Origin of the sequence: Corallococcus llansteffanensis (assembly GCF_003612055.1) — a bacterium.
In the GTDB taxonomy this organism is placed as follows: domain Bacteria; phylum Myxococcota; class Myxococcia; order Myxococcales; family Myxococcaceae; genus Corallococcus; species Corallococcus llansteffanensis.
This window is the reverse complement of sequence record NZ_RAWB01000018.1, coordinates 13,924-39,518: the sequence shown is the minus strand read 5'-3', so window position 1 is coordinate 39,518 and position 25,595 is coordinate 13,924. Positions and strand designations below refer to the sequence as shown.

General features: G+C 70.9%; 14 protein-coding genes. 5 read left to right on the top strand and 9 right to left on the bottom strand.

Annotated elements, in window-relative coordinates:
- On the bottom strand, positions 1–2,198 hold a 2,198-nt coding region (locus tag D7V93_RS03275; RefSeq protein ID WP_120641960.1), incomplete at its 3' end, for a GAF domain-containing protein.
- Positions 2,179–2,781, bottom strand: a complete 603-nt coding sequence (locus D7V93_RS03270) for a biliverdin-producing heme oxygenase (protein WP_120641959.1) — start codon at positions 2,779–2,781, stop codon at positions 2,179–2,181. The genes D7V93_RS03270 and D7V93_RS03275, both read right to left, overlap by 20 nt.
- Before the next feature lie 271 nt (positions 2,782–3,052).
- Here D7V93_RS03270 and gltB point away from each other — a divergent pair, with 271 nt between their 5' ends.
- Together gltB and D7V93_RS03260 are read left to right on the top strand one after the other, a co-directional pair.
- Complete coding sequence (gene gltB / locus D7V93_RS03265; RefSeq protein ID WP_120641958.1) at positions 3,053–7,627, top strand: glutamate synthase large subunit; 4,575 nt, start codon at positions 3,053–3,055, stop codon at positions 7,625–7,627.
- 2 nt (positions 7,628–7,629) lie between these two features.
- Positions 7,630–9,090: a glutamate synthase subunit beta gene (locus D7V93_RS03260; RefSeq protein ID WP_120641957.1), complete on the top strand. Its 1,461-nt coding sequence runs from the start codon at positions 7,630–7,632 to the stop codon at positions 9,088–9,090.
- 49 nt (positions 9,091–9,139) lie between these two features.
- Here the strand turns inward: D7V93_RS03260 and D7V93_RS03255 are convergent, their stop codons facing one another.
- Positions 9,140–11,308 (bottom strand): hypothetical protein, encoded by a 2,169-nt coding sequence (locus D7V93_RS03255; RefSeq protein WP_244237083.1) that lies wholly within the window; start codon positions 11,306–11,308, stop codon positions 9,140–9,142.
- 376 nt (positions 11,309–11,684) lie between these two features.
- Between D7V93_RS03255 and D7V93_RS03250 the strand changes: the two genes are divergently transcribed.
- The 3 genes from D7V93_RS03250 to D7V93_RS03240 are packed head-to-tail and all read left to right on the top strand — an operon-like array spanning position 11,685 to position 13,627.
- Positions 11,685–12,905 (top strand): hypothetical protein, encoded by a 1,221-nt coding sequence (locus tag D7V93_RS03250; RefSeq protein WP_120641955.1) that lies wholly within the window; start codon positions 11,685–11,687, stop codon positions 12,903–12,905.
- A 27-nt stretch (positions 12,906–12,932) separates the two neighbouring features.
- A complete protein-coding gene (locus D7V93_RS03245; RefSeq protein ID WP_120641954.1) occupies positions 12,933–13,178 on the top strand; it encodes a hypothetical protein in 246 nt (81 codons plus the stop codon).
- Positions 13,175–13,627, top strand: a complete 453-nt coding sequence (locus D7V93_RS03240; RefSeq protein WP_120641953.1) for a hypothetical protein — start codon at positions 13,175–13,177, stop codon at positions 13,625–13,627. Before D7V93_RS03245 ends, D7V93_RS03240 begins: the two co-directional genes overlap by 4 nt.
- Before the next feature lie 5 nt (positions 13,628–13,632).
- On the opposite strand, the gene D7V93_RS03235 is transcribed toward D7V93_RS03240, so the two are convergent.
- The 6 genes from D7V93_RS03235 to D7V93_RS03210 all read right to left on the bottom strand — a co-directional run bounded on the left by D7V93_RS03235 (position 13,633) and on the right by D7V93_RS03210 (position 25,399).
- On the bottom strand, positions 13,633–15,879 hold the full coding sequence (locus D7V93_RS03235; RefSeq protein WP_120641952.1) for a hypothetical protein: 2,247 nt from the start codon (positions 15,877–15,879) through the stop codon (positions 13,633–13,635).
- A gap of 139 nt (positions 15,880–16,018) precedes the next feature.
- On the bottom strand, positions 16,019–18,067 hold the full coding sequence (locus D7V93_RS03230; protein WP_244237082.1) for a hypothetical protein: 2,049 nt from the start codon (positions 18,065–18,067) through the stop codon (positions 16,019–16,021).
- A 452-nt stretch (positions 18,068–18,519) separates the two neighbouring features.
- Complete coding sequence (locus D7V93_RS03225; RefSeq protein ID WP_120641950.1) at positions 18,520–19,911, bottom strand: ammonium transporter; 1,392 nt, start codon at positions 19,909–19,911, stop codon at positions 18,520–18,522.
- 165 nt (positions 19,912–20,076) lie between these two features.
- Positions 20,077–20,460: a hypothetical protein gene (locus D7V93_RS03220; RefSeq protein ID WP_120641949.1), complete on the bottom strand. Its 384-nt coding sequence runs from the start codon at positions 20,458–20,460 to the stop codon at positions 20,077–20,079.
- A 16-nt stretch (positions 20,461–20,476) separates the two neighbouring features.
- The gene (locus tag D7V93_RS03215; RefSeq protein ID WP_120641962.1) at positions 20,477–20,989 is read right to left on the bottom strand and encodes a hypothetical protein; all 513 of its coding nucleotides are present in this window, start codon (positions 20,987–20,989) and stop codon (positions 20,477–20,479) included.
- 66 nt (positions 20,990–21,055) lie between these two features.
- Positions 21,056–25,399, bottom strand: coding sequence for a DEAD/DEAH box helicase (locus D7V93_RS03210; protein WP_208722903.1), 4,344 nt, complete (start codon positions 25,397–25,399; stop codon positions 21,056–21,058).
- Positions 25,400–25,595 lie beyond the last annotated feature (196 nt).

The window sequence follows — 25,595 nt, the reverse complement described above, 5'->3', positions numbered from 1 at the left end:
GCCCCCCCGTGCAGCGTCACCAGCCTGCGCGAGATGGCGAGCCCCGCTCCCGTCCCTCCACCGTAGGCCTGCGCGGGGTGCAGGCGTCGGAACAGCTCGAAGATGGCCTCATGGAATTGGGGAGCGATGCCGATGCCCGGGTCCTTCACGTAGAAAATGTAGGGCGCCGCCACGTGCGCCGCCGCCTCCGGCCGCGCTTCTCCCGGCGCGAGGAAGCCCACCTCCACCCAGCGGTGCTCGCCCGCCTGGTACTTGGCCGCGTTGGTGATGAGGTTGGCCCACACCTGGCGGATGCGGACGGCGTCACACGCCACGGTGGGCAGCCGGCGGGGCAGGCGCACGTCCACCCTGCCCTCCTGGAGCCGCGAGCCCAGCGTGCGCAGCACGTCGTCCACGAGGGCCTGATGGTCTGTCTCCTCCCACGACAGCTCCAGCTGGCCCAGGCGGCTGTACTCGAAGAGGTTGTCGAGCAGCTCGTAGGTGCGCTTCGCGAGCCACGCCAGGGACTCCAACTGCCCGCGTCCGACCTCGCCCAGCGACGGGCCGAAGTCCTCCTGGAGGAAGGAGCTGTACTGGAGGATGCCGCGCAGGGGCTCCTTCAGGTCATGCGCCACGGTGCCGCCGAAGGCGTCCAGCTCCGCGTTGGAGCGGGCCAGCTCGCGCGACAGCCCGGCCAGCTCCTCCGCGTGCCGCAGCACCACGCCCACCAGCGCGCCCTTGAGCGCGCGCGCCGCCTCCAGGTCCTGCGCCGTCCACGGCAGCGAGGCGCCCCGCACGTCCTCGCGCCACACCTGGAAGGACACACGGGGGTGCAGCCGCGAGTGTCCCGGCTCCGGGTGCATGGACTTGTGGGGATTGCCGGCCCACGCCACGGTGCGCGCCACCTCCGGGCGGAACCACAGCGCGAAGTGCGGCACCGCCGGGTCCAGGCGCACGGCCAGCAGGCCCGCGGCCACGTCCGTGCGGGCGGCCATCGCGGGATGCGTCCCGCCCAGGCGGTCGGTGAACCAGAGGTCGTCCTGCAGGTCCTGCTCGGAGAGCCACGCCACCAGGGCCCGCACGTCCGCCTCCGGCGGCGTGGCACCCAGCAGCAGCGGCGTGTTGCCCAGTCCAGAGCTGGCGCCCAGCACCAGCGCCACGCCCCGCGCGCCGGTGAGTTCCATCAGCAGCGGGGCGTGCCCCTCCAGGAGCCGGGCGGGGTTGCGCTCGCCCAGGCCGGGCATCACCAGCATGTTGAGCAGCGAGGCGCGGCGCGCCTGGGCCGCGGCCTCCTTGCCGCGCTCCTCGGCGGAGAGCTGGAGCGACAGCAGCCGCGCCAGCACCTCGGACGCCTGCCGCTTCGCGGCCGACACGCTCCGGGGCGTCAGGTGGTGGCAGGCCATGAGCCCCCAGAGCTGACCGTCCTTCAGGAGCGACACGCTGAAGGACGCGCCCACGCCCATGTTGCGCAGGTACTCCAGATGGATCTCGGACACGCTGCGCAGGGCCGCGCCGGACAGGTCCAGCGGGCGGCCGGTGTCCGGGCGGGTCGCGGGCACCAGGCCCACGACCTTCGCGTCCACGTCCGCGATGAGGCGCACGAGGTTGCGCGTGTAGAGGGCGCGCGCCTGCGCGGGGATGTCGCTCGCCGGGAAGTGCAGCCCCATGAAGCGCTCCACGCCGTCGCGGACGCTCTCCGCCACCACCTCGCCGTGCCAGTCCGAGTGGAAGCGGTACACCATCACCCGGTCGAAGCCGATGAGCGCGCGCATCGCGTCCGCGGCCTCCTGGAGCAGCGCGGCCGCGCCGTTCGCCCGCGCCAGCGGTGACACCAGCCGGTGCACGGCGACGAGCGCGCCCTCCTCCGCGTCCGCGTCCTCCCGCGACAGCGGCTCCAGCTCCAGCACCCGGAGCCCGTCGCTCTCATGCAGCAGCGCGGAGCACGGCTGACCGCCAGCCTCCACGGTGACGGGGCCCAGGGCCGCGCCCGCCTCCACGCGCGCGAGCGCGTCCGGGGACAGCACGCGGGAGAGCGGCTGGCCCAGGAGTGCTTCGGACCCGGCGCCCAGCAGCGTGGCCGCGTTGGCGCTCACCACGGCGATGGTGTCCCTGCCCTGCTCGAAGGCGACGAGCACCCCCCGGGGCTGGATGCCGCCCAGCAGGTGGATGGGCTCGCGGTCGCAGAGGCTGAGGTCGGCGTCAGAGACGGGCAGGGACATCGGAGTTCTCTCGCATCAGCCAGGCGGCGAAGGCGTCGAAGGTGTCGCGAGCGCCCTGGACGACGGCCGCATCGAAGGTGTCCGAAGCAGCCCGTTCAGACGCCTGGGTGACGACGTCGCCAAAAGCCCGCCACATGGGACCCACCTGGTCTCCGTAGGCGCGGAAGAAGGCGAAGTCGCCCACGCGCGCGCCGTCGCCGAAGTGGCGCGTCAGGTGGCGCAGGATGAGCTGCCCGCCCAGCGTGGAACCCTCCAAGACATAGGCACAGCCCAGCGCTTCGGCGAGCCCCGGAAGGTCAGGGAGCGCGGACGCGCGCGGCAGCCGTGCGAGCGAGGCCGTGTCGTGCCCCAGGGCGCGCAGGTCCGCCTCCAGCAGCGGCGTCTTCCAGCGCGACTCGAGCGCCAGCGCCTGCCCCAGCGCCGACAGCGGACCGGCGAGGCGCGCCTCCAGGGGCAGGTAGAGGCCGTAGAAGTCCTCCAACTGGCGCTGGTAGTCGCCGGGCGTCAGGTGCGCGTCCATCAGGCGCACCACACCCTCCGTGCGCTCGTGATGCGAGCGCGTCTCCGTCTTCAGTCGCTGCATCAGTGCCAAGGTCTCCCGAGGATGGGAAGCAGCGCGTCGTGGGGAAACAACCATTTGCGGAGAATGTTGTCCGTTCATCCGTTCACCGTCGGGTGCCCGCGGCCTTCAACGCGCTGTGGGGAACCTGACGGCCGGCCTGTCTCCCCGTTCCCACTCCACGCCGGCCAACGACCCCCTGCGCCACCCTGCCTTTACGGGCTGCGACACGGCGCGTTAGCCTGCATGCTCAACAGTTTGCCTTCCCGCGTCATGCGGGAGAGGAGTCCCACCGATGTCGTCCACCCTCCCCCGGCGCTACGGCCTGTATGAGCCGGAGACCGAGCACGACGCCTGCGGTGTGGGGTTCGTGGCCCACCTGAGGGGTCAGCGGTCGCGCGGCATCGTGGAGGACGCGCTGGAGCTGCTCAACCGGCTGAGCCACCGCGCCGCCGCGGGGCGCGACCCGGAGACGGGGGACGGCGCCGGCATCCTGGTGCAGCTGCCCCACCGCTTCTTCAACCACGAGGCGCCGAAGCTGGGCTTCGAGCTGCCGCCCCGTCGTCAGTACGGCGTGGCGCAGGTGTTCCTGCCGCCGGAGCCGGAGGCGCGTGCGGCGTGCGAGGCGCTGTTCGGGGACGTGGTGGAGGAGGAGGGCCAGCGGCTGCTCGGGTGGCGTGACGTGCCGGTGGCGCCGGAGGAGCTGGGGCCGCTGGCGCGGCAGGTGGCGCCGGTCATCCGGCAGCTCTTCATCGCGCGCCGGCGCGTGGTGCCCAGCGCCTTCGAGCGCAAGCTGTACCGCATCCGCAAGCTGGTGGAGAACCGCGTGCTGGCGCGCGGCGTGGATCCGCAGGGGCGCTTCCACGTGGCCAGTTGTTCGTCGGAGACGCTCATCTACAAGGGGCTGCTCCTGCCCCGGCAGCTGCCGCGCTTCTTCGCGGACCTGCGGCACCCGGAGTTCGTCAGCGCGCTCGCGCTGGTGCACTCGCGCTTCTCCACCAACACGTTCCCCACGTGGGAGCTGGCGCAGCCGTTCCGCTTCATCGCGCACAACGGTGAAATCAATACATTGCGTGGCAACCGCAACTGGATGACGGCGCGGCGCGGGCTGCTCCAGACGGCGAAGCTGGGCGGGAGCCTGGAGCCGCTGTGGCCCATCATCGTCCCGGGCAAGAGCGACTCCGCGCAGTTCGACAACATGGTGGAGCTGCTCTACCTGGGCGGCCGCACCCTGCCCCACGCGATGATGATGATGATCCCCGAGGCGTGGGAGGGGAACAAGGAGATGGCCGACGAGCGCCGCGCCTTCTACGAGTACTCCGCGTCGCTGCTGGAGCCGTGGGACGGGCCCGCGGCCATCGCCTTCACGGACGGGCAGCTCATCGGCGCGACGCTGGACAGGAACGGCCTCAGGCCCGCGCGCTACCTGGTGACGGAGGACGACCGCATCATCCTCGCGTCGGAGACGGGCGTCATCGACGTGCCCCCGTCGCAGGTGCGCCGCAAGGGGCGGCTGACCCCGGGCCGCATGCTGCTGGTGGACACCACCGAGGGGCGCATCATCGAGGACGAGGAGGTGAAGCGCGAAATCACCACGCGCTGGCCCTACCGCCGCTGGCTGCAGCGCAACGTCTTCACCTTCGAGGACCTGCCCGCCGTCCCCGCGCCCCCGCGCGTGAAGGGCGAGGCGCTGTGGCGGCTGCAGCGCGCGTTCGGCTACACGGACGAGGACGTGCGCACGACGCTGGTGCCCATGGCGGAAGGCGGCAAGGAGCCCACGGGCTCCATGGGCACCGACACGCCGCTCGCGGTGCTGAGCGACCAGGCCCCCACCCTCTTCAACTACTTCCACCAGCTCTTCGCGCAGGTGACGAACCCGCCCATCGACCCGCTGCGCGAGGCGCTGGTGATGACGCTGGCCACCGCGCTGGGCCCGGAGGGCAACACCTTCGAGGAGACGCCCGAGCAGTGCCACCGGCTGTCGCTGCCGGGGCCCATCCTCACCAACGGGCAGCTGGCGCGCCTGGCCAACCTGCGGGGCGACACGGGCCTGTTCGAGCCGCGCCCCTTGAGCCTGCTGTACCCGCACGCGGGCGGCGCCGCGACGGCGCTGGAAGTGGCGGTGGAGCGGCTGTGCATGGCGGCGGTGGACGCGGTGGACGCGGGCGCGAGCATCCTGGTGCTGAGCGACCGGGGCGTGGACGCGGCGCACGCGGCCATCCCCGCGCTGCTGGCCGTGTCCGCGGTGCACCAGCGGCTGGTGCGCGACGGCACCCGCATGTACACGGGCATCGTCCTGGAGACGGCGGAGGCGCGCGAGGTGCACCACTTCGCGTGCCTGTTCGCCTACGGCGTGTCCGCGGTGAACCCGTACCTGGCGCTGGACACGCTGCGCGCGCTGGCGGACGCGGGCGAGCTGAAGGCGGACGCGGACAAGGCCCAGGAGAGGTACCTCCACGCGATGGAGGAGGGGCTGCTCAAGGTGATGTCCAAGATGGGCATCTCCACGCTCCAGTCGTACCGGGGCTCGCAGCTCTTCGAGGCGGTGGGCCTGCAGCGCTCCCTCATCGAGAAGCACTTCACCGGCACGCCGTCGCGCGTGGAAGGCGTGGGCCTGCCGGAGCTGGGCCGCGAGGTGTCCGAGCGGCACGCGCGCGGCTTCGGTACGGCGGCGGACGCGGAGGAAGGGCTGTTGCCGGTGGGCGGACAGTTCCGCTGGCGCCGGCAGGGCGAGCGGCACAAGTGGAACCCCGCCACGGTGGCGAAGCTCCAGGCGGCGGTGCGCGCGGACGACGCGGCGCTGTTCCAGGAGTATTCGAAGCTGGCGGACGACGAGACGCGCGAGCACAGCAACCTGCGCGGCCTCTTGGACGTGGTGACGGATGGGTGCACACCGGTGCCGCTGGAGGAGGTGGAGCCCGCGCTCTCGCTGGCGCGCAGGTTCGTCACCGGGGCCATGTCCTTCGGCTCCATCAGCGCGGAGGCGCACGAGACGCTGGCCATCGCGATGAACCGGCTGGGCGGCAAGTCCAACAGCGGCGAGGGCGGCGAGGAGGCGCGCCGGTACACGAAGGAGCCGAACGGTGACTCGCGCCGCAGCGCCATCAAGCAGGTGGCGAGCGCGCGCTTCGGCGTCACCGCCGAGTACCTGGTCCACGCGGACGAGCTTCAAATCAAGATGGCCCAGGGCGCCAAGCCCGGCGAGGGCGGACAGCTTCCGGGCCACAAGGTGGATGAGCGCATCGCCCGCGTGCGCTGGTCCACGCCGGGCGTGACGCTCATCTCCCCGCCGCCGCACCACGACATCTACTCCATCGAGGACCTGGCGCAGCTCATCTACGACCTCCAGTCCGTCAACGCGAAGGCGCGCGTGAGCGTGAAGCTGGTGAGCGAGGTGGGCGTGGGCACCATCGCCGCGGGCGTCGCCAAGGCGGGCGCGGGCTGCGTGGTCATCGCCGGCTACGAGGGCGGCACGGGCGCCTCGCCCCTCTCCAGCCTCCAGCACGCGGGGCTGCCGTGGGAGCTGGGGCTGGCGGAGACGCAGCAGGTGCTGGTGCACAACGGCCTGCGCTCGCGCATCCGCGTGCAGGTGGACGGCGGCCTGCGCACCGCGCGCGACGTGCTGGTGGCGGCGCTGCTGGGCGCGGAGGAGTTCGGCCTGGCCACCGCGAGCCTCGTCTCCGTGGGCTGCATCATGCTGCGCAAGTGCCACCTCAACACCTGCTCCGCGGGCATCGCCACGCAGGACCCGGCGCTGCGCGAGCGCTACCAGGGCACGCCCGAGAACGTGGTGAGCTTCTTCCTGCTGCTCGCCGAGGACCTGCGCCGGCTGATGGCGCAGCTGGGCGTCCGTCGGCTGGAGGAGCTGGTGGGCCGCGTGGACCTGCTGCGCCAGCGCCCGGCGGTGGACCACTGGAAGGCGCGCAGGGTGGACCTGTCCGCGCTGCTCACCGCGCCGGCCGCGCCCGCCTCCGAGCCCCGGCACTGCGACGTGCCGCACCGCAAGGACGTGTCGGACCACCTGGACCACGAGCTCCTGGCGAAGGCGCAGTCGGTGCTCGCGGGCGGGCCTCCGCTGCTGCTCAACCTGCCGGTGAGCAACACGCACCGCGCGGTGGGCGCGATGCTGTCGGGGGAGATTGCCCGCCGCCACGGCGCGCAGGGGCTGCCGGACGGGAAGCTGCGGGTGAAGCTGAAGGGCTCCGCGGGCCAGAGCTTCGGCGCGTTCCTGGCGGCCGGGGTGACGCTGGAGCTGGAGGGCGACACCAACGACTACCTGGGCAAGGGGCTGTCCGGCGGCCGCGTCATCGTCTACCCGCCCGAGGGCAGCCGCTTCACCTCCGAGGAGAACGTGCTCGTGGGCAACACGGTGCTCTACGGGGCGACGGCCGGCGAGGTGTACCTGCGGGGGCTCGCGGGCGAGCGCTTCGGGGTGCGCAACAGCGGCGCGCAGGCGGTGGTGGAGGGCGTGGGCGACCACGGCTGCGAGTACATGACGGGCGGCGTGGTGGTGGTGCTGGGCCAGACGGGCCGCAACTTCGCGGCCGGCATGAGCGGCGGCACCGCCTACGTGCTGGACCGCGAGCGCACCTTCCGCGAGCGCTGCAACCTGGAGATGGTGGAGCTGGAGTCGCTGGTGGACGAGTCCGAAATCTGGCTCGTGCACGGGATGATTGAACGCCACCTGCACCACACCGGCAGCGCGCTGGCGCGGCGGGTGCTGGACAACTGGGAGCTGATGGTGCCGCAGTTCATGAAGGTGATGCCCACCGACTACAAGCGCGTGCTCCAGGCGCGGCGCGCGGCGCGGCGTCCGCCACCTGCCACGGGCGTGCAGCAGCAACTCCATGTCGTTGGCGGGGGCGTCTAGCCATGGGCAAGCCCACGGGTTTCTTCGAGTGGCCGCGCACCCCCGCCCCCAAGCGGGACAAGGCGGAGCGTCTGGAGGACTGGCGCGAGCTGGTCCTGCCGCTGGCGCCGGAGGAGGCGAAGCGGCAGGCGGGGCGCTGCATGGACTGTGGCGTGCCCTTCTGCCACCAGGGCTGTCCCCTGGGGAACCTCATCCCGGACTTCAACGACGCGGTGTACCGGGGCCAGTGGAAGGAGGCGTACCAGGTGCTCAGCCGCACCAACACCTTCCCGGAGTTCACCGGGCGCCTGTGCCCCGCGCCGTGCGAGGCCGCGTGCGTGCTGGCCATCGACCGGGACGCGGTGACCATCGAGCAGCTGGAGAAGGAGATTTCGGAGCGCGCCTTCGCGGAGGGCTGGGTGAAGCCCCGCCCCCCGGCGCGGCGCACCGGCAAGCGCGTGGCGGTGGTGGGCTCCGGGCCCGCGGGGCTCGCGGCGGCGGCGCAGCTCAACGCCGCGGGGCACACCGTCACCGTGTACGAGAAGGACGCGAGAGCGGGCGGGCTGCTGCGCTACGGCATCCCGGACTTCAAGCTGGAGAAGGCGGTGCTGGACCGGCGCATCGCGCTGATGGAGGCGGAGGGCATCGTCTTCCGCACGGGCGAGGACGTGGGCGCGACGACGGGCTTCCGCGCGCTGCGCGAGCAGTACGACGGGCTGATGCTGGCCCTGGGCGCGCGGCGGGCCCGTGAGCTGGACGTGCCGGGGCGCGAGCTCTCCGGCGTGGTGCACGCGATGGACTTCCTGGAGCACCAGAACCGCGTGGTGACGGCGGGCGCGACGCCGGACGCGCGGCTGGAGGCGACGGGCAAGCGGGTCATCATCCTGGGCGGCGGCGACACGGGCTCGGACTGCCTGGGCACGGCGCTGCGCCAGGACGCGGCGAACGTGATGCAGGTGGAGCTGATGCCCGCGCCACCGTCGGTGCGCGCGCAGGGCAACCCGTGGCCGCGCTGGCCGCTGGTGTTCCGCACGTCGTCCAGCCAGGAGGAGGGCGGCGAGCGGGCCTTCGCCATCCTCACGAAGCGGCTGGAGGGCGAGGACGGCCAGCTCAAGCGGCTGCACGCGGTGCAGGTGGAGGTGCAGCGCGAGCCGGGCGGCGCGCCGAAGCTGGTGGAGGTGCCGGGCTCCGAGCAGGTGTTCGACGTGGACCTGCTGGTGCTGGCCATGGGCTTCACCGGGCCGGAGACGGGGAAGCTGGAAGAGGAGCTGGGCGTGGCGCTGTCGCCGCGCGGCACGGTGCGGGTGGACGCGAAGTTCGCCACGTCGGTGCCGGGCGTGTACTGCGCGGGCGACGCGAGCCGGGGCGCGAGCCTCATCGTCTGGGCGCTCGCGGACGGGCGCGAGGCGGCGCGCGCGCTGGACACCTGGCTGTCCAACACCACGTCCGTGCTGCCCACGCGCGGGCAGGACTGCGCATTCTGAAGCCAGCCCGGGGCCCCGCGCGTGAAGGCGCGGGGCCCGGGGTGTCACGTCAGTGGACGAAGGGCTCCGGCGGCCGCAAGAAGCTCAGCGGCAGGTCCCGGGGCTCCTTGGCGAACTCCGAGCGCAGCTCCAGGAGCTGCTGCACCTTCTCCAGGTCGCGGATGGGACCGACCTTGAACGACGGCTTCTCCCCGCTGAGGGGACCGTCGAAGGGCACCACCCCGGCGACGGCCTCCATCCGCTCCAGGAACGCGATGTCGAAGCCGAAGAAGGGGCTGCAGGTGGTGCAGGTGGCGATGTCATAGAGCCGCTGGTGCCGGCGCAGCAGGTCCGCGAACGGCCACGACACCAGCCCGGGGAACTGCTGGTCCGGGACGCTGAAGCTGAAGCCGATACCCCCACCCGTGAGGAACTTCGACGGCGTGGCCGGGATGCCCGACGTGGCGCTGATGTGCATGAAGGCGTTGTTGCCGCTGGTGCCGTTGAGGGCGGTGTCCCCGAAGTGGCAGCCATTGCAGGTGTTGCCGGAGAACTCCTTGCGCGCGCAGACCTGCGTGGCGGTGGGAGTCGGCGGCAGGCTGAAGGCCTCCCAATGCGTGGGCGGGTTCACCAGGGCGCTGCCCCCCAGGAAGAAGTTGCCATTGACCTTGTGGGGCACCGTGAAGCTGGCGGCGCAGGTGCCTGGCAGCATCACCGGCTGATGGACCCCGCTCGCGATCGGGCCCACCACGAGGGAGTTGACGTCCGGATCGATGAAGGGGTCGTGGTTGCCCATGTCGCTCGGCGTCAGCGCCACCGTGTGGGCCCGCAGGAGCCCGTTGGTGCGCGCGTCGGGGCCGGTGTCGGTGAGGTTCTCGTCCGCCAGCTGGAACTCCCGCAGCTCCCACTGGGGATTCGAGCCGCCCAGCACCAGGGCGATCTCATTGGTGCGCAGCTGGTTGAGGGCGTTCTTGTTGCCCTTCGTCGGAGCGCTGCCGTGCAGGACGACGCTCTCCGTCATCGCCTCCAGCTGTGAGAGGTAGGTCGCGTCGAAGCTGGTGTGGGTGCCCAGCTGCGCCCACTGCCGCGCCCAGTCGATGACGTTCTGGCAGCCCGTGCGGGGCACGCCGTACTCGATGATGGTGGTGAAGGGCTTGAGGTTGCACGTCGCCTCCGTGCCGGCGCCCCAGTTCGTGGGCTTCGTCATGCCGAACACGAAGCGCAGCTCGCCCGCGGTGGACGTCCCGCCGTAGCCGCCCGTGCTGCCGGCCAGGTCGATGCGGTTGACGATGGCCAGCAGCCGGAAGGGCGCGATGTCCAGGTTCAGCGGACCGGTGATGGACACCTTCCACTGGGTGCCAACGAGCACCAGGGAGGCGACCTCACCGCTGGCGGTGGCCCAGGGCTGGATCACCTCGGTGAACATGGCCTGGCGGGCCTGCACGGTGTCGCCGTTGAGCGTGTAGTCATTGAGCCACTGGGACAGCCATTTCAGGACGAACTCCGGGGCCGGGACGCCCGAGTCCTGCGCCATCTCCTTCATGAGGTGCGAGAAGGTCCACTTGCCGCCCTGCGTGCCCGCGCCGGTGCAGGGGTCCCAGGTGCGCGCCAGGTTCTGGACGACGGCCGGGTCGCGGATGAGCAGCGCCTTGTCCCAGACGTTCTGGGTGGTGGCGGGCAGCGCCGGGCACCCCGCGATGGGCACCATGCCCCCGCCCCGGAAGGCCTGGGCATCCAGCGAGATTCCCTCGAAGCGCGCGGCGGGGTGGCGCCCGTTGAAGAGGACGGTCTCACGGGTCACCTCGCCGAACTTGCCCGCCAGGACCTCCTCCTCGCCCTTCTTCCGGCGGTCCAGCTCCGAGTCCGTCACCTGCGAGAAGAGGGTGAAGAACTCCGGACCGGGGCTCTTGGGGATCCTGCCCAGCTGGGCCAGGGTGTCGGAGCGGAACAGGACCACCGGGTCCTGCGGGTCGCCCACGACGCGCACGAGGCTGCTCTCGAGCTCCTTGTTGGCGGGAGGTGCCAGCTTCACGTGGACGGCCGTCGTCTCCTTCAGGGGCGTCTCCTGCGACAGCTTCTGGGCGAAGACCGTCGCGGTCGACAGCCCCTCCACCGCGGGCAGCTCGCTGAGCTTGGAGGTCGTGCTTCCCTGCTCGGCGCGTGCCTCCGCCTGGGCGGGCGAACCTTCTGACGCCTCACCGGACGGTGTCGCCCTGGAACAACCGCTGACAGCCAGCATGGCCCCCAGCAGCCAGACCGACCGGCCCTTCCATCCCCTTGCATCCCTGCGCTCTTGAGACATGCACGCCCCGTCGTGGAGCCACCCTTCCCCGGATGGCCGGCGTGCACCCTAGGTACGGGGATGCAAGGGTATGAGTAGACCTCAGACTCACACACTGAGTCAAAGTGAGACACAGGACGGGGCAGCGTCGGTTCTGATTGTTTCCAGATCCTGACCCTATCCAATTCCAGACAGGCGTCTGCCTTGCAGGGCCGGGGCGCCGGGCCTTTCGCTTCCCCCTGGCTTCACACGGAACCCGCACTTCCAGTAGTATCGCGAACTGAACCTCCCGGCTTCTTGGGGATGCCGGGTGAGCTTCGCTCAGGATCGAATCATGACCCGTCGCATTGGGGGCGCCGGAACAGGCCCATCGCCGCTCTCGCGGTCCGAACGCACCACGCCTCCTCCTGCGCCCAAGGCGGCCCAGAAGAACACGGCGGAGACCGCCTCCAAGCTCCGCGAGGCCCGGTACGAGAGCCGCTTCGAGGAAGCGGAGGTCGCCCGGCCCAAGCCCCAGACAGAGGGCGGCAAGGCCGGCGCGAAGGCCGGTGCCAAGGCCGGCGCCGCGGCGCCCAAGACCGATGTGAAGCTTGGCGCGGACGTGCGCAAGACGCTGGATCAGCAGCTCGCGCTCCATCCGAAGAACAGCGCGGCCTGCAAGACGCTCAACGCGCTCGCCGCCTCGCCCGGCTTCCAGGGGCTGAAGGAGGCGGACCAGCAGAAGCTGCTGAAGTACGTGGGCGGCACCAACCGCGACCTGTCCGGGCCCGCGCGCGCGGCGCTGGACAAGAAGCTGGGCACGGACGCCTTCAAGAAGGCGGACGCGGGCAAGCAGACCGCGCAGCTCCAGAAGTTCCTCACGGACCAGCCCGCCACGCCGGACGTCGTGGCGCCCCAGAAGGATGCCTTCAAGGACAAGCGGCTGCCCTACAAGCTGCACGGGCCCTCGAACGTGAAGGACATCGCGTTCCAGGGCGGCAAGGCCGACGCCGTGAAGTACGAGGTGGAGGTGGACGGCAAGAAGATCCCCGTCTACCTGCCCAAGAAGGCGGACAAGACCTCCACCCACAGCATCGACGAGGTGGCCAAGGGGCTCGCCGCGCTGCCCAAGTCCAGCCGCGCGCTCGTCAAGGAGGTGCTGGTCGAGGGCAAGCAGAACCCCGACGACGCCTACTGGGCCAAGGAGTACAACGACCCCAACTTCTCCTCGTACATGACGGCCGGCGCCGACGGCGTCATCAACGTCTATCCGAGCAAGCCGAAGCAGTCCCAGGACTACCTCGACGGCACGATGATCCACGAGACGGGCCACACGCTCTCCATGAAGAAGTGGGGCTCCGACGACAGCGACAAGCGCTGGGATGGCTGGAAGGCCGCCATCAAGAGCGACGGCATCGTGCCTTCGAAGTACGCGAAGGCGGCCCCGGGCGAGGACTTCGGAGAGACGCTCCAGCTCTACCAGCAGGTGAAGGGCACGTCGCAGGAGGCGGAGGTCCGGGCGATGATGCCCGAGCGCTTCAAGATCATCGATTCACTGCTCGCCGGGAAGCCGTGAGGCGCGGCCATGAGAGGAGCTTCAGTCATGAGTGAGCCCAAGCATCCAGGGACCATCCAGTTCGTCGACGGCGCGACGAAGGAAGTCACCAAGACCGTCGACGCCAAGGAGGTCCCCCCCTCCATCCGCTACGCGAAGAACGAAGCGGGCGAGCTGGTGCCCGTCGTGAAGGTGGTCGCCTTCCAGGAAGGAGACCGCAGGACGCTGCGCGAGTACGGGCCGGAGGGCCAGTTCCTCCGCTCCACCGTGCAGATCCGGAACGCGCCCCGGTGAGCCCGGGAGGGGTCCACGCCTCCCGGAGCCCTTTCGCGGCGCTGGTGGTCGCCAGCGCCCTCGCCTGCACCCGACCCGCGGCGGCGCCGCAGCCGCCCGCGGAGCTCGCACCGCCCGCGGAGCCCGCGAAGTCCGCGCAGCCCCTGGTCGCGCCGGGCATCTACAACGGCCGGCCGCCGCGCCACGTGGGCCTGCTGCAGTTGAAGGTGAGGGAGGACGGGACCGCGACCCTCCTCCACGTCGTGTCCGCCCACCTGCCCCCCGTCGAGCTGGAGCGCCGCGAGGTGCGACTGGAGCGGGGAGCGGAGGGCCGCGTCTGCATGAGCCCGGAGCCCGAAGCGCTGGAGCCCTGCCTGACGCTCGGCGCGGACGGGGGCTTGAACGTCAGGGCCCGCGAGGAGGACGCGGAAGGCCTCCCCGTCCTCCTGAAGCGCGAGCCCTCGCCGTAGGCCTGTCAGTGGACGAAGACCTCTGGCGGCCGGAGCAGGCCGAGCGGCGTGTCCCGGAGGTCCGCCTTGAAGCCGGGACGCAGCTCCAGGATCTTCTCCACCATCGCGACGTCACGGATGGGCCCCACCTTGAACGGCGGCTTGCGTGAGCCGGGGACCCCCTCGTAGGGCACCGCCCCGGCGAGCGCCTCCATCCGCCCCAGGAAGCCCGGCTCCAATGCGAGGAAGCGTCCACAGGTGGAGCAGGCGGCCAGGTCGTACAGCAGCTGGTGACGGCGCAGCAGGTCCGCGAACGGCCATGACGTCACCGAGGCGCCGAACTGCGCGTCCGGGACGAGGAACATGAAGCCCGCGCCACCGCCCGTCAGGAACTTCGACAGCCTCGCCGGGATGCCCGTGGTGGGGCTGACATGCGTGAAGGCGTTGTTGTTGTCGCCACCGGAGAAGTCGGTGGTGCCCGTGTCCTTGAAGTGGCAGCCGTTGCAGGTGTTGCCGGAGAACTCCTTGCGCGCGCAGACCTCGCTGGCATCGGTGGGCAGCGCGTTGAGGGCGGCCCAGTGGGTGGGCGGGGCCACCAGCGCATTGCCACCCTGGAAGGACTTGCCGTTGAACAGGGGCGGCAGGGCGAAGTTCGCGGCGCACCGGGTGGGGACCTGCACCGGCTGCCGGACCCCGTTCTTGACGATCGTCCGCACGAAGACGTCGACGTCGGGATCCGTCTGGGAGTCGTGGGTCGCGTCATCCGGCGTCAGCGCCACCGTATGCACCCGCAACAGCCCGTTGGAAGGTCGGTCGGTGCCGTGGACAGGGTCCTCGTCCGTCAGGCGGAACTCCCGCAGCTCCCACGGCTTCGCCTCACCCAGCCCCAGGGCAATCTCATTGGTGCGCAGCTGGTTGAGCGCGCTCTGGTTGCCCCCGCCGGGGGCCTTGCCATGCAGGACGACACCCTGGGTCATCGCCTCCAGCTGTGAGAGGTAGGACTCGTCGAAGGTGGCATGGGTGCCCAGCTGCGCCCACTGCCGCGCCCACCCCTTGACCTTCTGGCAACCCGCGCGCGGCACCCCGTACTCGAAGATGACGGTGAAGGGCCTGGGGTTGCAGGTCTCCTCCGTCCCGCCCCTTCCCCAGGGCGAGGGTCGGGTGAGGCCGAACACGAAGCGCAGCTCGCCCGCGGAGGACACGCGGCCGTAGCCTCCGGCCGTGTTGCGGGCCAGGTCGATGCGATTGACGATGGCCACCAGGCGGAAGGGGGCGATGTCCAGGTTCAGCGGATCCCCGAGCAGGACCTCCCAGCGGCCCGTGACGGGGTTGAGCTGGAGGCCGGACAGCACGCCGCTGGCGGCGGCCCAGGGGGCAATCACCTCGTCATAGACCTTCCGACGCGCCGGCACGTTGTCACCGTTGACCTGATAGTCATTGAGCCAGAGTGACAGCCATTGCGTCACGAAGTCCTCGGGGCTCGTGCCGGAGCCCTGGGCCATCTGCCGCATGAGGTGCGCGAAGGTCCACACGCCGCCCTGCGTGCCCGCGCCGGTACAGGGGTCCCACGTGCGCGCCGGGTCCAGCACGACGGCCGGGTCCCGGACCAGCAGCGTCCTCCCCCAGAGCTCCTCGGTGGAGGCGGGCAGCACCGGGCAGGAGGTGATGGGGATGAGGGCACCGTCCCGGAAGGCCCTGGCATCCACCGCGAGCCCCTCGAAGCGCGCGGCCGGGTGGCGACCGTTGAACAGGATGCTTTCCCGGGTGAGCGCTCCGAACCCGCCCCGGGGCATCCGCGGATCGCTCGACCACCGGCGCTCCAGCTCCGACTCCGGGAGCTGGGAGAAGAGGGTGAAGAATTCGGGTCCGGGGCTCTGGGGAATCGCGCCCAGTTGGACCAGGGCGTCGGAGCGGAACAGGACCACGGGATCCTCCGGGTCTCCGACCACGCGCACGAGACTCTCCGCGAGCTCCCGGTTGGCCGGAGGCGGCAGCTTCACGTGCACGGCCGTCGTCTCCCCCATCGAAGTGGGCTGCTCCAGCTTCTGGATGAAGAGCCCGGTGACCGACAGCGCATCCACGAAGGGCAGCTCGCCCAGACTGGTGGTGGAGCCAGGCGTTTCGACCTGCGCGCGCGCCTGGGCGGTTCGCACCGCCGGCGCCTCCGCGGGCGGCGCGGCTTCCTTCGAGCAACCGCTGACCGCCAGCACGGCCCCCCACAGCCACGCCGACCTGGACCTCCACGACTTCAATTCCTTGCGTTCCTGCAGCATGCGCGCCCCACCGGTGAATCCATCCTCCCCCGGAAGAATGGGCTTCACTCTACGCACCGGGGCCCGGGTCATGCGCAGACACGGAGGTGCCGGCCCTCCGTCCGACGCAAGACAGGGGGGAGCCCCCGCCGTAGGCCTGTCAGTGGACGAAGACCTCCGGCGGCCGGTGGAAGTCGAGCGGCATGTCCCGGAGGTCCGCCTTGAAGCCGGGGAGCAGCTCCAGGAGCTGCTTCACCACCGCGACGTCACGGATGGGCCCCACCTTGAACGGTGGCGTCCAGGAGCCGAAAGGCATGTCGAGGGGCACCACCCCGGCGAGCGTCTCCATCTGGACCAGGAAGCCCGGGTCGACCCCGAGGAAGAGCCCACAGACGGTGCAGTGGGCAATGTCATACAAGCGCTGGTGGCGGCGCAGCAGGTCCGCGAACGGCCACGACGTCACCGAAGGACCGAACTGGGCGTCCGGGACGAGGAACATGAAGCCCGCGCCACCGCCCGTCAGGAACTTCGACAGTCGCGCCGGGATGCCCGACGTGGGACTGATGTGCGTGAAGGCGGTGTTGTTGACGCCGGAGAAGTCGGTGGTGCCCGTGTCCTTGAAGTGACAGCCATTGCAGGTATTGATGGAGAACTCCTTGCGCGCGCAGACCTCACTGGCGTCGGTGGGGACCACGTTGAGGGCCTCCCAGTGGGTGGGCGGCACCACCAGCGAGTTGCCGCCCAGGAAGGGCCTGCCCTGGACCCTGGAGGGCACGGCGAAGCTCGCGGTGCACTGGCCGGGAACCTGCACCGGCTGCGCGACCCCGCCCTTGACGAGCGTGCGCACGAAGCTGTCGACGTCGGGGTCCGTCCGGAAGTCATGGGTGGCGTCATCCGGCGTCAGCGCCAGCGTGTGCGGACGCAGCAACCCGTTGGAGGGCAGGTCGGTGCCCTGGCCAGGGTCCTCGTCCGTCAGGCTGAACTCCCGCAGCTCCCACGGCAGGCCTTCGGCCATTCCTCCCAGGGCGATTTCATTGGTGCGCAGCTGGTTGAGCGCGTTCTGGTTGCCCTTGCCGGGGGCACGGCCGCGCAGGACGACGCTCTCCGTCATCGCCGTGAGCCGCGCGCGATAGAGCGCGTCGAAGCTCGCATGCGTCCCCAGCTGTGCCCACTGCTGCGCCCAGAGGATGACGTTCAGGCAGCCCGTGCGAGGCACCCCGTACTCGACAATGAGGGTGAAGGGCTTGAGGTTGCAGGTCGCCTCCGTCCCGCCCCGGCCCCAGGGCGAGGGCCGGGTGAGCCCGAACACGAAGCGCAGCTCGCCCGCGGTCTCCAGCCGGCCATGGCCGCCCCCCGTGCCACGGGCCAGGTCGACGCGGTTGACGATGGCCAGCAGGCGGAAGGGCGCGATGCCCAGGTCCAGCGGCCGGTCCAGCACCACCTCCCAGCGGCCCGTGGTGGCGTCCTGCTGGAGGGAGGACAGGGTCCCGCTCGCGGCGGCCCACGGGGCGATGACTTCGTCATACATCTTCCGGCGCGCCGGCACGTTGTCGCCGTTGACCTGATAGTCATTGAGCCAGCGTGAAAGCCAGTGTGTCACGAAGGTCTCGGGACTCACGCCCGACCCCTGGGCCATCTGCCGCATCAGGTGCGCGAAGGTCCACACCCCGCCCTTCGTCCCGGCGCCGGTACAGGGGTCCCACGTGCGCGCCGGGTCCAGCACGACGGCCGGGTCCCGGATGATCTGCGTCCGGTCCCATTGGGCCTGGGTGGAGGTGGGCCGCAGCGGGCAGCCGTCGAAGGCCACCAGGTCCCCGTTCCGCAAGGCGCGAGCGTCCAGTGGGGGCGCCTCGAAGCGCGCGGTCGGGTGACGGCCGTTGAACAGGAGGGTCTCCCGGGTGACCTCCCCGGACTCGCCCCCGGCCCCCCGCGGCTCGCTCGCCTCCCGGCGCTCCGGGTCCGCGAGCTGGGCAAAGCGGGTGAAGAATTCGGGACCGGGGCTGCTGGGGATGGCGCCCAGCTCCGCCAGGGTGTCGGAGCGGAAGAGGACCACGGGGTCCTCCGGGGTCCCGACCACTCGCACGAGGCTCCCCTCGAGCCGCGGGTCGACGGCGGGCGGCAGCTTCACGTGCACGGCCGTCGTCTCCCCCAGCGGCGTGGGCCGCTCCAGCTTCTGGGCGAAGGTCCCGGTGACGGACAGCCCGTCCACGAAGGGCAGCTCACGCAGACTGGACGTGGCGCCTCCCTCCTCCTGCGTGGTGCTTGCCGCCCCGGGCGCTTCGACGGGCGCCGGTTCCCTGGAGCAACTGCTGCACACAAGCAGAGCCCCCCACAGCCACGCCGACCTGGACCTCCTCGACTTCAACTCCTTGCGTCCCTGCGACATGCGCGCCCCATCGGTGAAACCAGCCTCCCCCCGAGGACTGGCCTTCACTCGACGCTTTGGGGCCCGGCCGCTGGGCAGGCGCTCGAAATTCACTTGAGGCGGGAGTCAGCCGCAAGACATGGAGTACGCATCTTGAGAGGCCTTGCTCCGCCGCCCATCCCATTCCCGACAGGAGCCGGCCTCCCGGGGCCACGCACTCCGGTCCGGAAACACCACGGGGCCCACCCGCGTGAAGCGGGGAGCCCCGTATCTCCAGCCTCGCTGGGGGAAGGCCGCTACGCGGGCACCGGCACCGACGGGCCCTGCTCGGTGGAGGCCGGCGGAGTGGGCGCGCTCGCCGCGGGAGGGAGGGCGACCCGCGCCACCGCGGGGACCTCGCCCACGGTCTCGCCGTGCTGGCTCAGGTCCAGGCCCTCCTCCTCCTGCTCGGGGGTGACGCGCAGCGGGACGATGCGGTCCACGAGCTTGTAGAGGAGCCACGAGCCCACGAAGGAGAAGACGGACACGAGGACGAGCGCCGCCAGGTGCATGAGAAAGGTGCGCGTGGTGCCGTAGAGCAGGCCCACGTCCTTGGCGAGCACGCCGGTGAGCACCATGCCCACCACGCCGCCCAGGCCGTGGCAGGGGAAGACATCCAGCGTGTCATCCAGCGCGGTGCGGCTCTTGAAGTGGACGGCGGCGTTGCTGACGAAGCTGGCGACGAGGCCCACGAGGATGCTCTGGCCCACGGTGATGAAGCCCGCGGCGGGCGTGACGGCGACGAGCCCCACCACGGCGCCCACGCAGGCCCCCATGGCGCTGGGCTTGCGGCCGCGCAGCCAGTCGAAGGCGATCCACCCGAGCATGGCGGCGGCGGAGGCGGTGTTGGTGGTGGCGAAGGCCAGCGTGGCCAGCGACGAGGCGGACAGCGCGGAGCCCGCGTTGAAGCCGAACCAGCCGAACCACAGCATGCCGGTGCCGAGCATCACGAAGGGCACGTTGGCGGGCGCGTGCGTGGCGTGCGTCAGGTGCACCTGGCGGCGGCCCAGGACGAGCGCGCCGGCGAGCGCGGCGAAGCCGGCGGACATGTGGACGACGGTGCCGCCCGCGAAGTCGAGCACGCCCCACTGGCGCAGGAAGCCCTCGGGGTGCCACGTCCAGTGGGCGAGCGGCGCGTAGATGAAGACGCTGAAGAGCACCATGAAGAGCAGGTACGCCTTGAAGCGCACGCGCTCCGCGAACGCGCCGGTGATGAGCGCCGGGGTGATGATGGCGAACTTGAGCTGGAAGAGCGCGAAGAGCAGCAGCGGCACGGTGGGCGCGAGGTCCGGGTGCGTCTCACCGCCCACGCCGCTGAACATGAAGAAGGTGCGCGGGTCGCCGATGAGGCCGTGGAAGCTGTCGCCGAAGCACAGGCTGAAGCCCACGACGACCCACAGCACGCTGATGACCGCCATGGCGATGAAGCTCTGCATCAGCGTGGAGACGACGTTCTTCAGCCGCACCATGCCGCCGTAGAAGAACGACAGGCCGGGCGTCATCAGCAGCACCAGCGCCGTGGCCGTGAGCAGCCAGGCCGTGTCCGCGGGGTTGATGGGACCGCCCTGCTTCACCTGTGCCGCCGGGGTCACCAGCAGTCCCGCCACCGCCACGCCCACCAGCAGGACCATCGCCATCCACTTCTGCATCGCCGCACCTCGCCTAGAGCTGACGCGATGCAGTGTAGATACGGGATGGGGTAATTTCAATTGGCACTGAGCTAGCTCGCTAGAAATTAAGCTTAAACTGACCGTTGGGAGGCACAGTCTGCCGCTCCCTGGTATTTGGAGGAGCAAGCATCCAGGCGGCCTGGCTCACTCCTCGGGCTCCTCCGCGTTCAGCTCCTCGGGCAGGGGTGCGACCATGAGGGTGAGCCGTCCTGGCAGCCGCACGACCAGGAAGCCCTTCCCGTCGATCCGGATGTGCATGCGGTCCTCGGCCTTGCCACTCTGGACCCAGGCATCGGCCTCGGCGCGTGTCGCGAAGTCCCGCTCGACCTTGATCTTGAAGTTCGGATCGAGGGCCTCCCGATAATAGCTCGCGAAGTCCTCCAGCTTATTGATGTGCCGAACGTAGGTCAGACAGAGCGCCGCAAGTTGGAGCGCAGTCCATTCCCGTGATCCCTTCTCGTGACGATGAGTCGCATCGTCCAAGACGGCGAGTACATCCTCGACATCAATTTCCGGGTCTTTGCTCACGAAGAGGCCCTTTCCTTCAGATGGGGCTCAAGATCAGCAGTCCGGCGGGAGCCACGACGAGCGTGAACGCCACACCCGCGACGACGACCACGGTTCCCAGTGCAACCTCGGACTTATGCTCTCGGAGCCAGTTCATCGCTGTCCCCATGTTGGGAAACTGCAACTCCTGTTTCGCGTCCTGCCGCTCCAACTCCTCCTGTTCCTCGACGCACTTCATGAACTCCTCGCGGCACAGCTGCGTGCAGAACACGTTGTGCATTCCGGAGTGCTTCGGAATGCTCGTCACCGACGGCTTTCGCCTCCAACACTTCTGGAAGCACTGTTTCTCCATTTCGTTGCAGTAGGCCTCCGCGCCAGAGCCACCCGTGCCGGGCCCCTCCGCGGTGCCGACTCCCAACGCATCCTCGGAGACGACATAGGTCTTCCGCTCGGGACGCTGAGCGTGTCCACAGGCGGAAGCCCCCAGCGCCAGCGCGATGAGGAGGGCCGCGACGCCCAGGTGAGGCACATGTCGAGCGTCAGGGCCCATGGGTAGGAACTCGACCAGGGACCCCTGCGCGTCGGCAAGCCGCGGCCCGCCTCTGTCATGCACCGCTCAGTTCACCTGCGCGAGCGCCGCATCGACTTCCGTGTCCTCGTTCTCCGGAGCGTCCTCCACCGCGTCCACGCCCTGCGGAATCCCATCCACGTACGTGACGACGTTGTTCGGCATCGAGGCCACGCGCGGGCCCGGCGTCACCACGCCCGTGAGGTTCAGCGGATCCACTCCGGACAGCTGGATGCGCACGCCCGACGGGGCCGTGCGCCGCACCGCTCGCGCCGTGTCCACCGCTTCCGGCAGCGCGAACTGCTCCCCCACGAACCCGGACACGAAGCGCCCTCCGCGCAGCTCTCCCCGCGCCTCCATGCGCCGGTAGACGAAGAGCAGCTCCCGCCACGTCGGCGCCAGGGACTCGCGCATCACCAGGTCGCGCCAGACGATGCCGTAGCGCTGGAGGAACAGCCTCGCCAGCGACTCCGTCACCTCTTCCTGCGTCTTCGGCTCCGCGGGCGCCAGCAGGCTCCAGCGGCCCGGGCCCCCGCGCTGCAACAGCTTCTGCCGCTTGCGGTGCGCCGGACTCTGCAGGATGCGCAGGTTCTGCACCGCGTCCGCGGTGACGAGCCCCTTCGCCACCAGCTCCCACAGCGCGTCCTCCACCTCCGCCGGCAGCCGCCGCGCCCGCGTCACCAGGTCCTGGAAGAAGCACGCGCCCCGCCGCTCCAGCACGCCCACCACGTCCTTCGCCGCCGCGCCCAGGTCCGGCGGCGTCCACACGCCCCCGTCCGCCAGCACCGCGTGCGGCCGCGCCGCCGCCAGCATCCACTCCAGGTCCTCGCGCAACGTGAACGTCAGCGGCGCGTTGCGCGTGGGCGACGACCGCTTCGCCACCACGGGCTCCGGCGGCTCCACCGGCGCACCCCGCCTGGGCCCCGCCGGCTTCGGCGGATCCTTCAGCGTCACCCTCCCCCACGCCACCTCGCCCGCGTAGCACGCGCGCTCCAGCAGGTCCGGCGTGTAGCCACGCATGCGCGCCGGCAACAGGAAGCGCTCCCACGCGGAGGCCGGCGCCTCGTACCCCTGCAGCAGCCGCACCGCCTTCATCAGCCCCGTGGACCCTCGCAGCGCGTCCACGTCCTCCAGGTGGTGCCACCGGAAGAGGAAGCGCATGAAGTCCTGCGGGCTCAGCGGCTCGATCTCCCGCCGCAGCCGCCCCACCGTGAGCCGGTGGATGCGCTGGAGCAGGCGCCGGTCACACCACTCCAGCACCGGCCCGCCGTCCTCCCCGGGCGCCACCGGCACGTCCTCGCTCGCGCGGAACTGGCCGCGCAGCACGCTGCCCTGGCTCTCCAACGCGTGCAGCGCGAAGTTGATGTCGTCCGCGTCCAGCAGCGTCAGCCGCGCCAGCTCCGCCACCGTCGTGGGCCCCACCATCTCCATCCGGCCCCGCACCACCTGGAGCACCGCCGCTTCACGCTCCACCGGCCGGTCGTGCGCCAGCACCGGCAACACCGGCTGCGTCCGCACGTCCGGGAAGAGCACCCGCACCGCGTTGCCCCGCTCCGCCGATACCAGGAACCGCGCGCCCGGCCGCTCCAGCCACGCCACGCGCCCCTGCGTGAACAACCCCGCCTCCAGCCCTCGCGGCACCTCCGAGGCCCGCACCAGCACCAGCTGCAACAGCGCGTCGTGCAGCTCGTCCTCGTCGCGCATCGGCGGAGAAGCGTCCTCCACCACCTGCGCGATGGCCGCCCCATCCAGCGCGCCAAACGCCGCCGCGTCCTCCGCCGGCAGCGCGCGGCGCAGGGCCACGTTGCGCACGCGGCGCTCCTCGGCCGGCGCGTCGTCCAGGAAGGTGTACGGCTGGCTGTTGATGAGCGCGTGCGCGAAGACGCTCGGCTCCGGCACGTCGCGGGCCACCAGCTCGATGCTGCCGTCGCGCATGCGCCGGAGCACCTCGCGCAGCCCGTCCACGTCCATCGCCTCGCGCAGACAGTCATCCATCGTCTGCTTCACCAGCGGATGGTCCGGCAGCTCCACGTCCGCGCCGCCGTGGTTGTCCTGGCAACCCACCTGCGCGGGAAACACCGCCGCCAGCAGGTCCTCGCTGCGCGCGCGCTGGAGGTTCGGCGCCACGCGCTTGCCCCCCATCATCCGGTGCAGCGTCAGGGCCCGCGTCGCCACCCACCGGAAGCGCGTGCCGAAGAGGGGCGCCTGCAACACCGCCTGCACCAGCACCTCCTCCACGTTGTCCGGGTGCAGGAAGTCGAAGATGTCCGCCAGCGGGAACGAGTGCTGCTCGCCCAGGCTCAGCAGGATGCCGTCCTCCGTGGCCGCCGCCTGCAACTCGAAGTCGAACGAGCGGCAGAAGCGCTTGCGCAGGGCCAGCCCCCACGCGCGGTTGATGCGGCTGCCGAACGGCGCGTGGATGATGAGCTGCATGCCGCCCGCTTCGTCGAAGAAGCGCTCGGCGACGATGCGCGTGTGGCTGGGCACCACGTCGCCCAGCATCTTCTTGCCCAGGCGCAGGTAGCCCATCAACGCATCCACCGCCGGCGGCGGCACGCGCAGGAGCTTCTCCAGGAAGCCCGCCGGGTCCTCGTGGCGCAGCAGCTCCTCGCGCAGCCTCCCCACCTGGAGGCTCAGCTCGTCCGTGCGCCCCGGCGCCTCGCCGCGCCAGAAGGGCACGTTGGGCGGAGCACCCCGCGCGTCCTCCACCATCACCGTGCTGCCCATCACCCGCTGGATGCGCCACGCGGTGCTGCCCAACAGGAAGATGTCCCCCGGCGACGACTCCACCGCGAAGTCCTCGTCCAGCGTCCCCACCACCTTGCCCTCCGGCTGCGCGGTGACGCTGAAGCTGAACGTGTCCGGGATGGCGCCGCCGTTGGTCAGCGCGGTGATGCGCACGCCCCTGCGCCCCTTGAGCCGCTGGTTCACCCGGTCCCGGTGCAGGTGGATGCTGGCCCGACCCCGGCGCTCGGCCACGCCCTCGGACAGCATCTCCAGCACCTGCTGGTACTCCTCCCAGGTCAGGTCCCGGTACGGGTACGCGCGCTTGAAGACGCTGAAGAGCGCGCGCTCGTCCCACTCCTCGCACGCGCACGCGGCGACAACCTGCTGCGCCAGCACGTCCAGCGGCTTCTGCGGGATGCGGACCGCGTCCAGGTCCCCCTCGCGCACGGCGTTGAGGAGCGCGACGCACTCCACCAATTCGTCGCGCGTCATCGCGAAGAGGATGCCCTTGGAGATGCCCGCCTTGTGGTGGCCCGCGCGGCCCACGCGCTGGAGCAGCACCGAGATGGCCTTCGTCGTGCCCAGCTGCACCACCAGGTCCACGTTGCCCACGTCGATGCCCAGCTCCAGCGACGCCGTGGCCACCATCACGCGCAGCTGGCCCGCCTTCAGCCGCTCCTCGGCGGACAGGCGCATCTCCCGCGACATGCTGCCGTGGTGCGCGGCCACCCACTCCTGGCCCAGCCGCTCGCCCAGGTCGTGCGCCACGCGCTCGGACATCTTGCGCGTGTTGACGAAGATGAGCGTGGTGCGGTGCTCGCCCGCCAGCTGCACCAGCCGGTCATAGACCTGGCCCCACATCTCGTGGCTCGCGATGGAGGACAGCTCCGCGTCGGGGATCTCCACCTTCAGGTCCCACGGCCGCTGGTGGCCCACCTCCACGCGCCGGCACTCGGTGAGCGACGCGCCGGTGAGGAAGCCGGAGATGGCGTCCAGCGGCTTCTGCGTCGCGGACAGCCCCAAGAGCTGCGGCCGCACGTCCGTGAGGGCCTTCAGGCGCTCCATGGACAGCGCGAAGTGGCTGCCGCGCTTGTCGCGGGCGAGCGCGTGGATTTCATCCACGATGACCGTGCGCACGTTGCGCAGGGTGGCGCGCGCGCGCTCGGCCGTGAGGTAGAGGTACAGCGACTCGGGCGTGGTGATGAGGATGTGCGGCGGGCGGCGCACCATCTGCGCGCGCTCGGAAGCGGGCGTGTCCCCGGTGCGCACCTGCACGCGCAGGGCTTGCGGCGAATAGCCCTCCGCTCGCGCCAGCGCCACCAGCTCCTCCAGCGGCTGGAGGAGGTTCTTCTGCACGTCGTTGCCCAGCGCCTTCAGGGGCGACACGTAGAGCACCTGGGTGTGGTCGGGCAGCGTGCCCTCCAGCGCCAGGCGGAACAGCGAGTCCAGCGCGGCGAGGAACGCCGTGAGCGTCTTGCCGCTGCCCGTGGGCGCGGCGATGAGCACGTCGTGGCCGGCGTGGATGAGCGGCCAGCCCTCCACCTGTGGACGCGTGGGCTCACCCAGGCGGGAGGCGAACCAGCGCCGCACCACCGGATGGAAGGCGGCGAGGGCCGGATGCGCCGCGAACTCCGACGCGAAATCGAGATGGATTTGAGGGGACATGGCGGGCTCCCAGCAGGCCAGCCTGAACACAGGTACAGCGCGCCGTCAACGTGCCTCCGCTCGGTTGGAGACCTCCCGGACTTCCATGGCGGTCATGACGCACGTGTCGTGACTCCACCGACCTCCCGGCCTCCGTCACGCGACGGAGGCCCGCTGGCATCTGGACTGCACAGGAGCGGCGTCCCCACTTCACGAA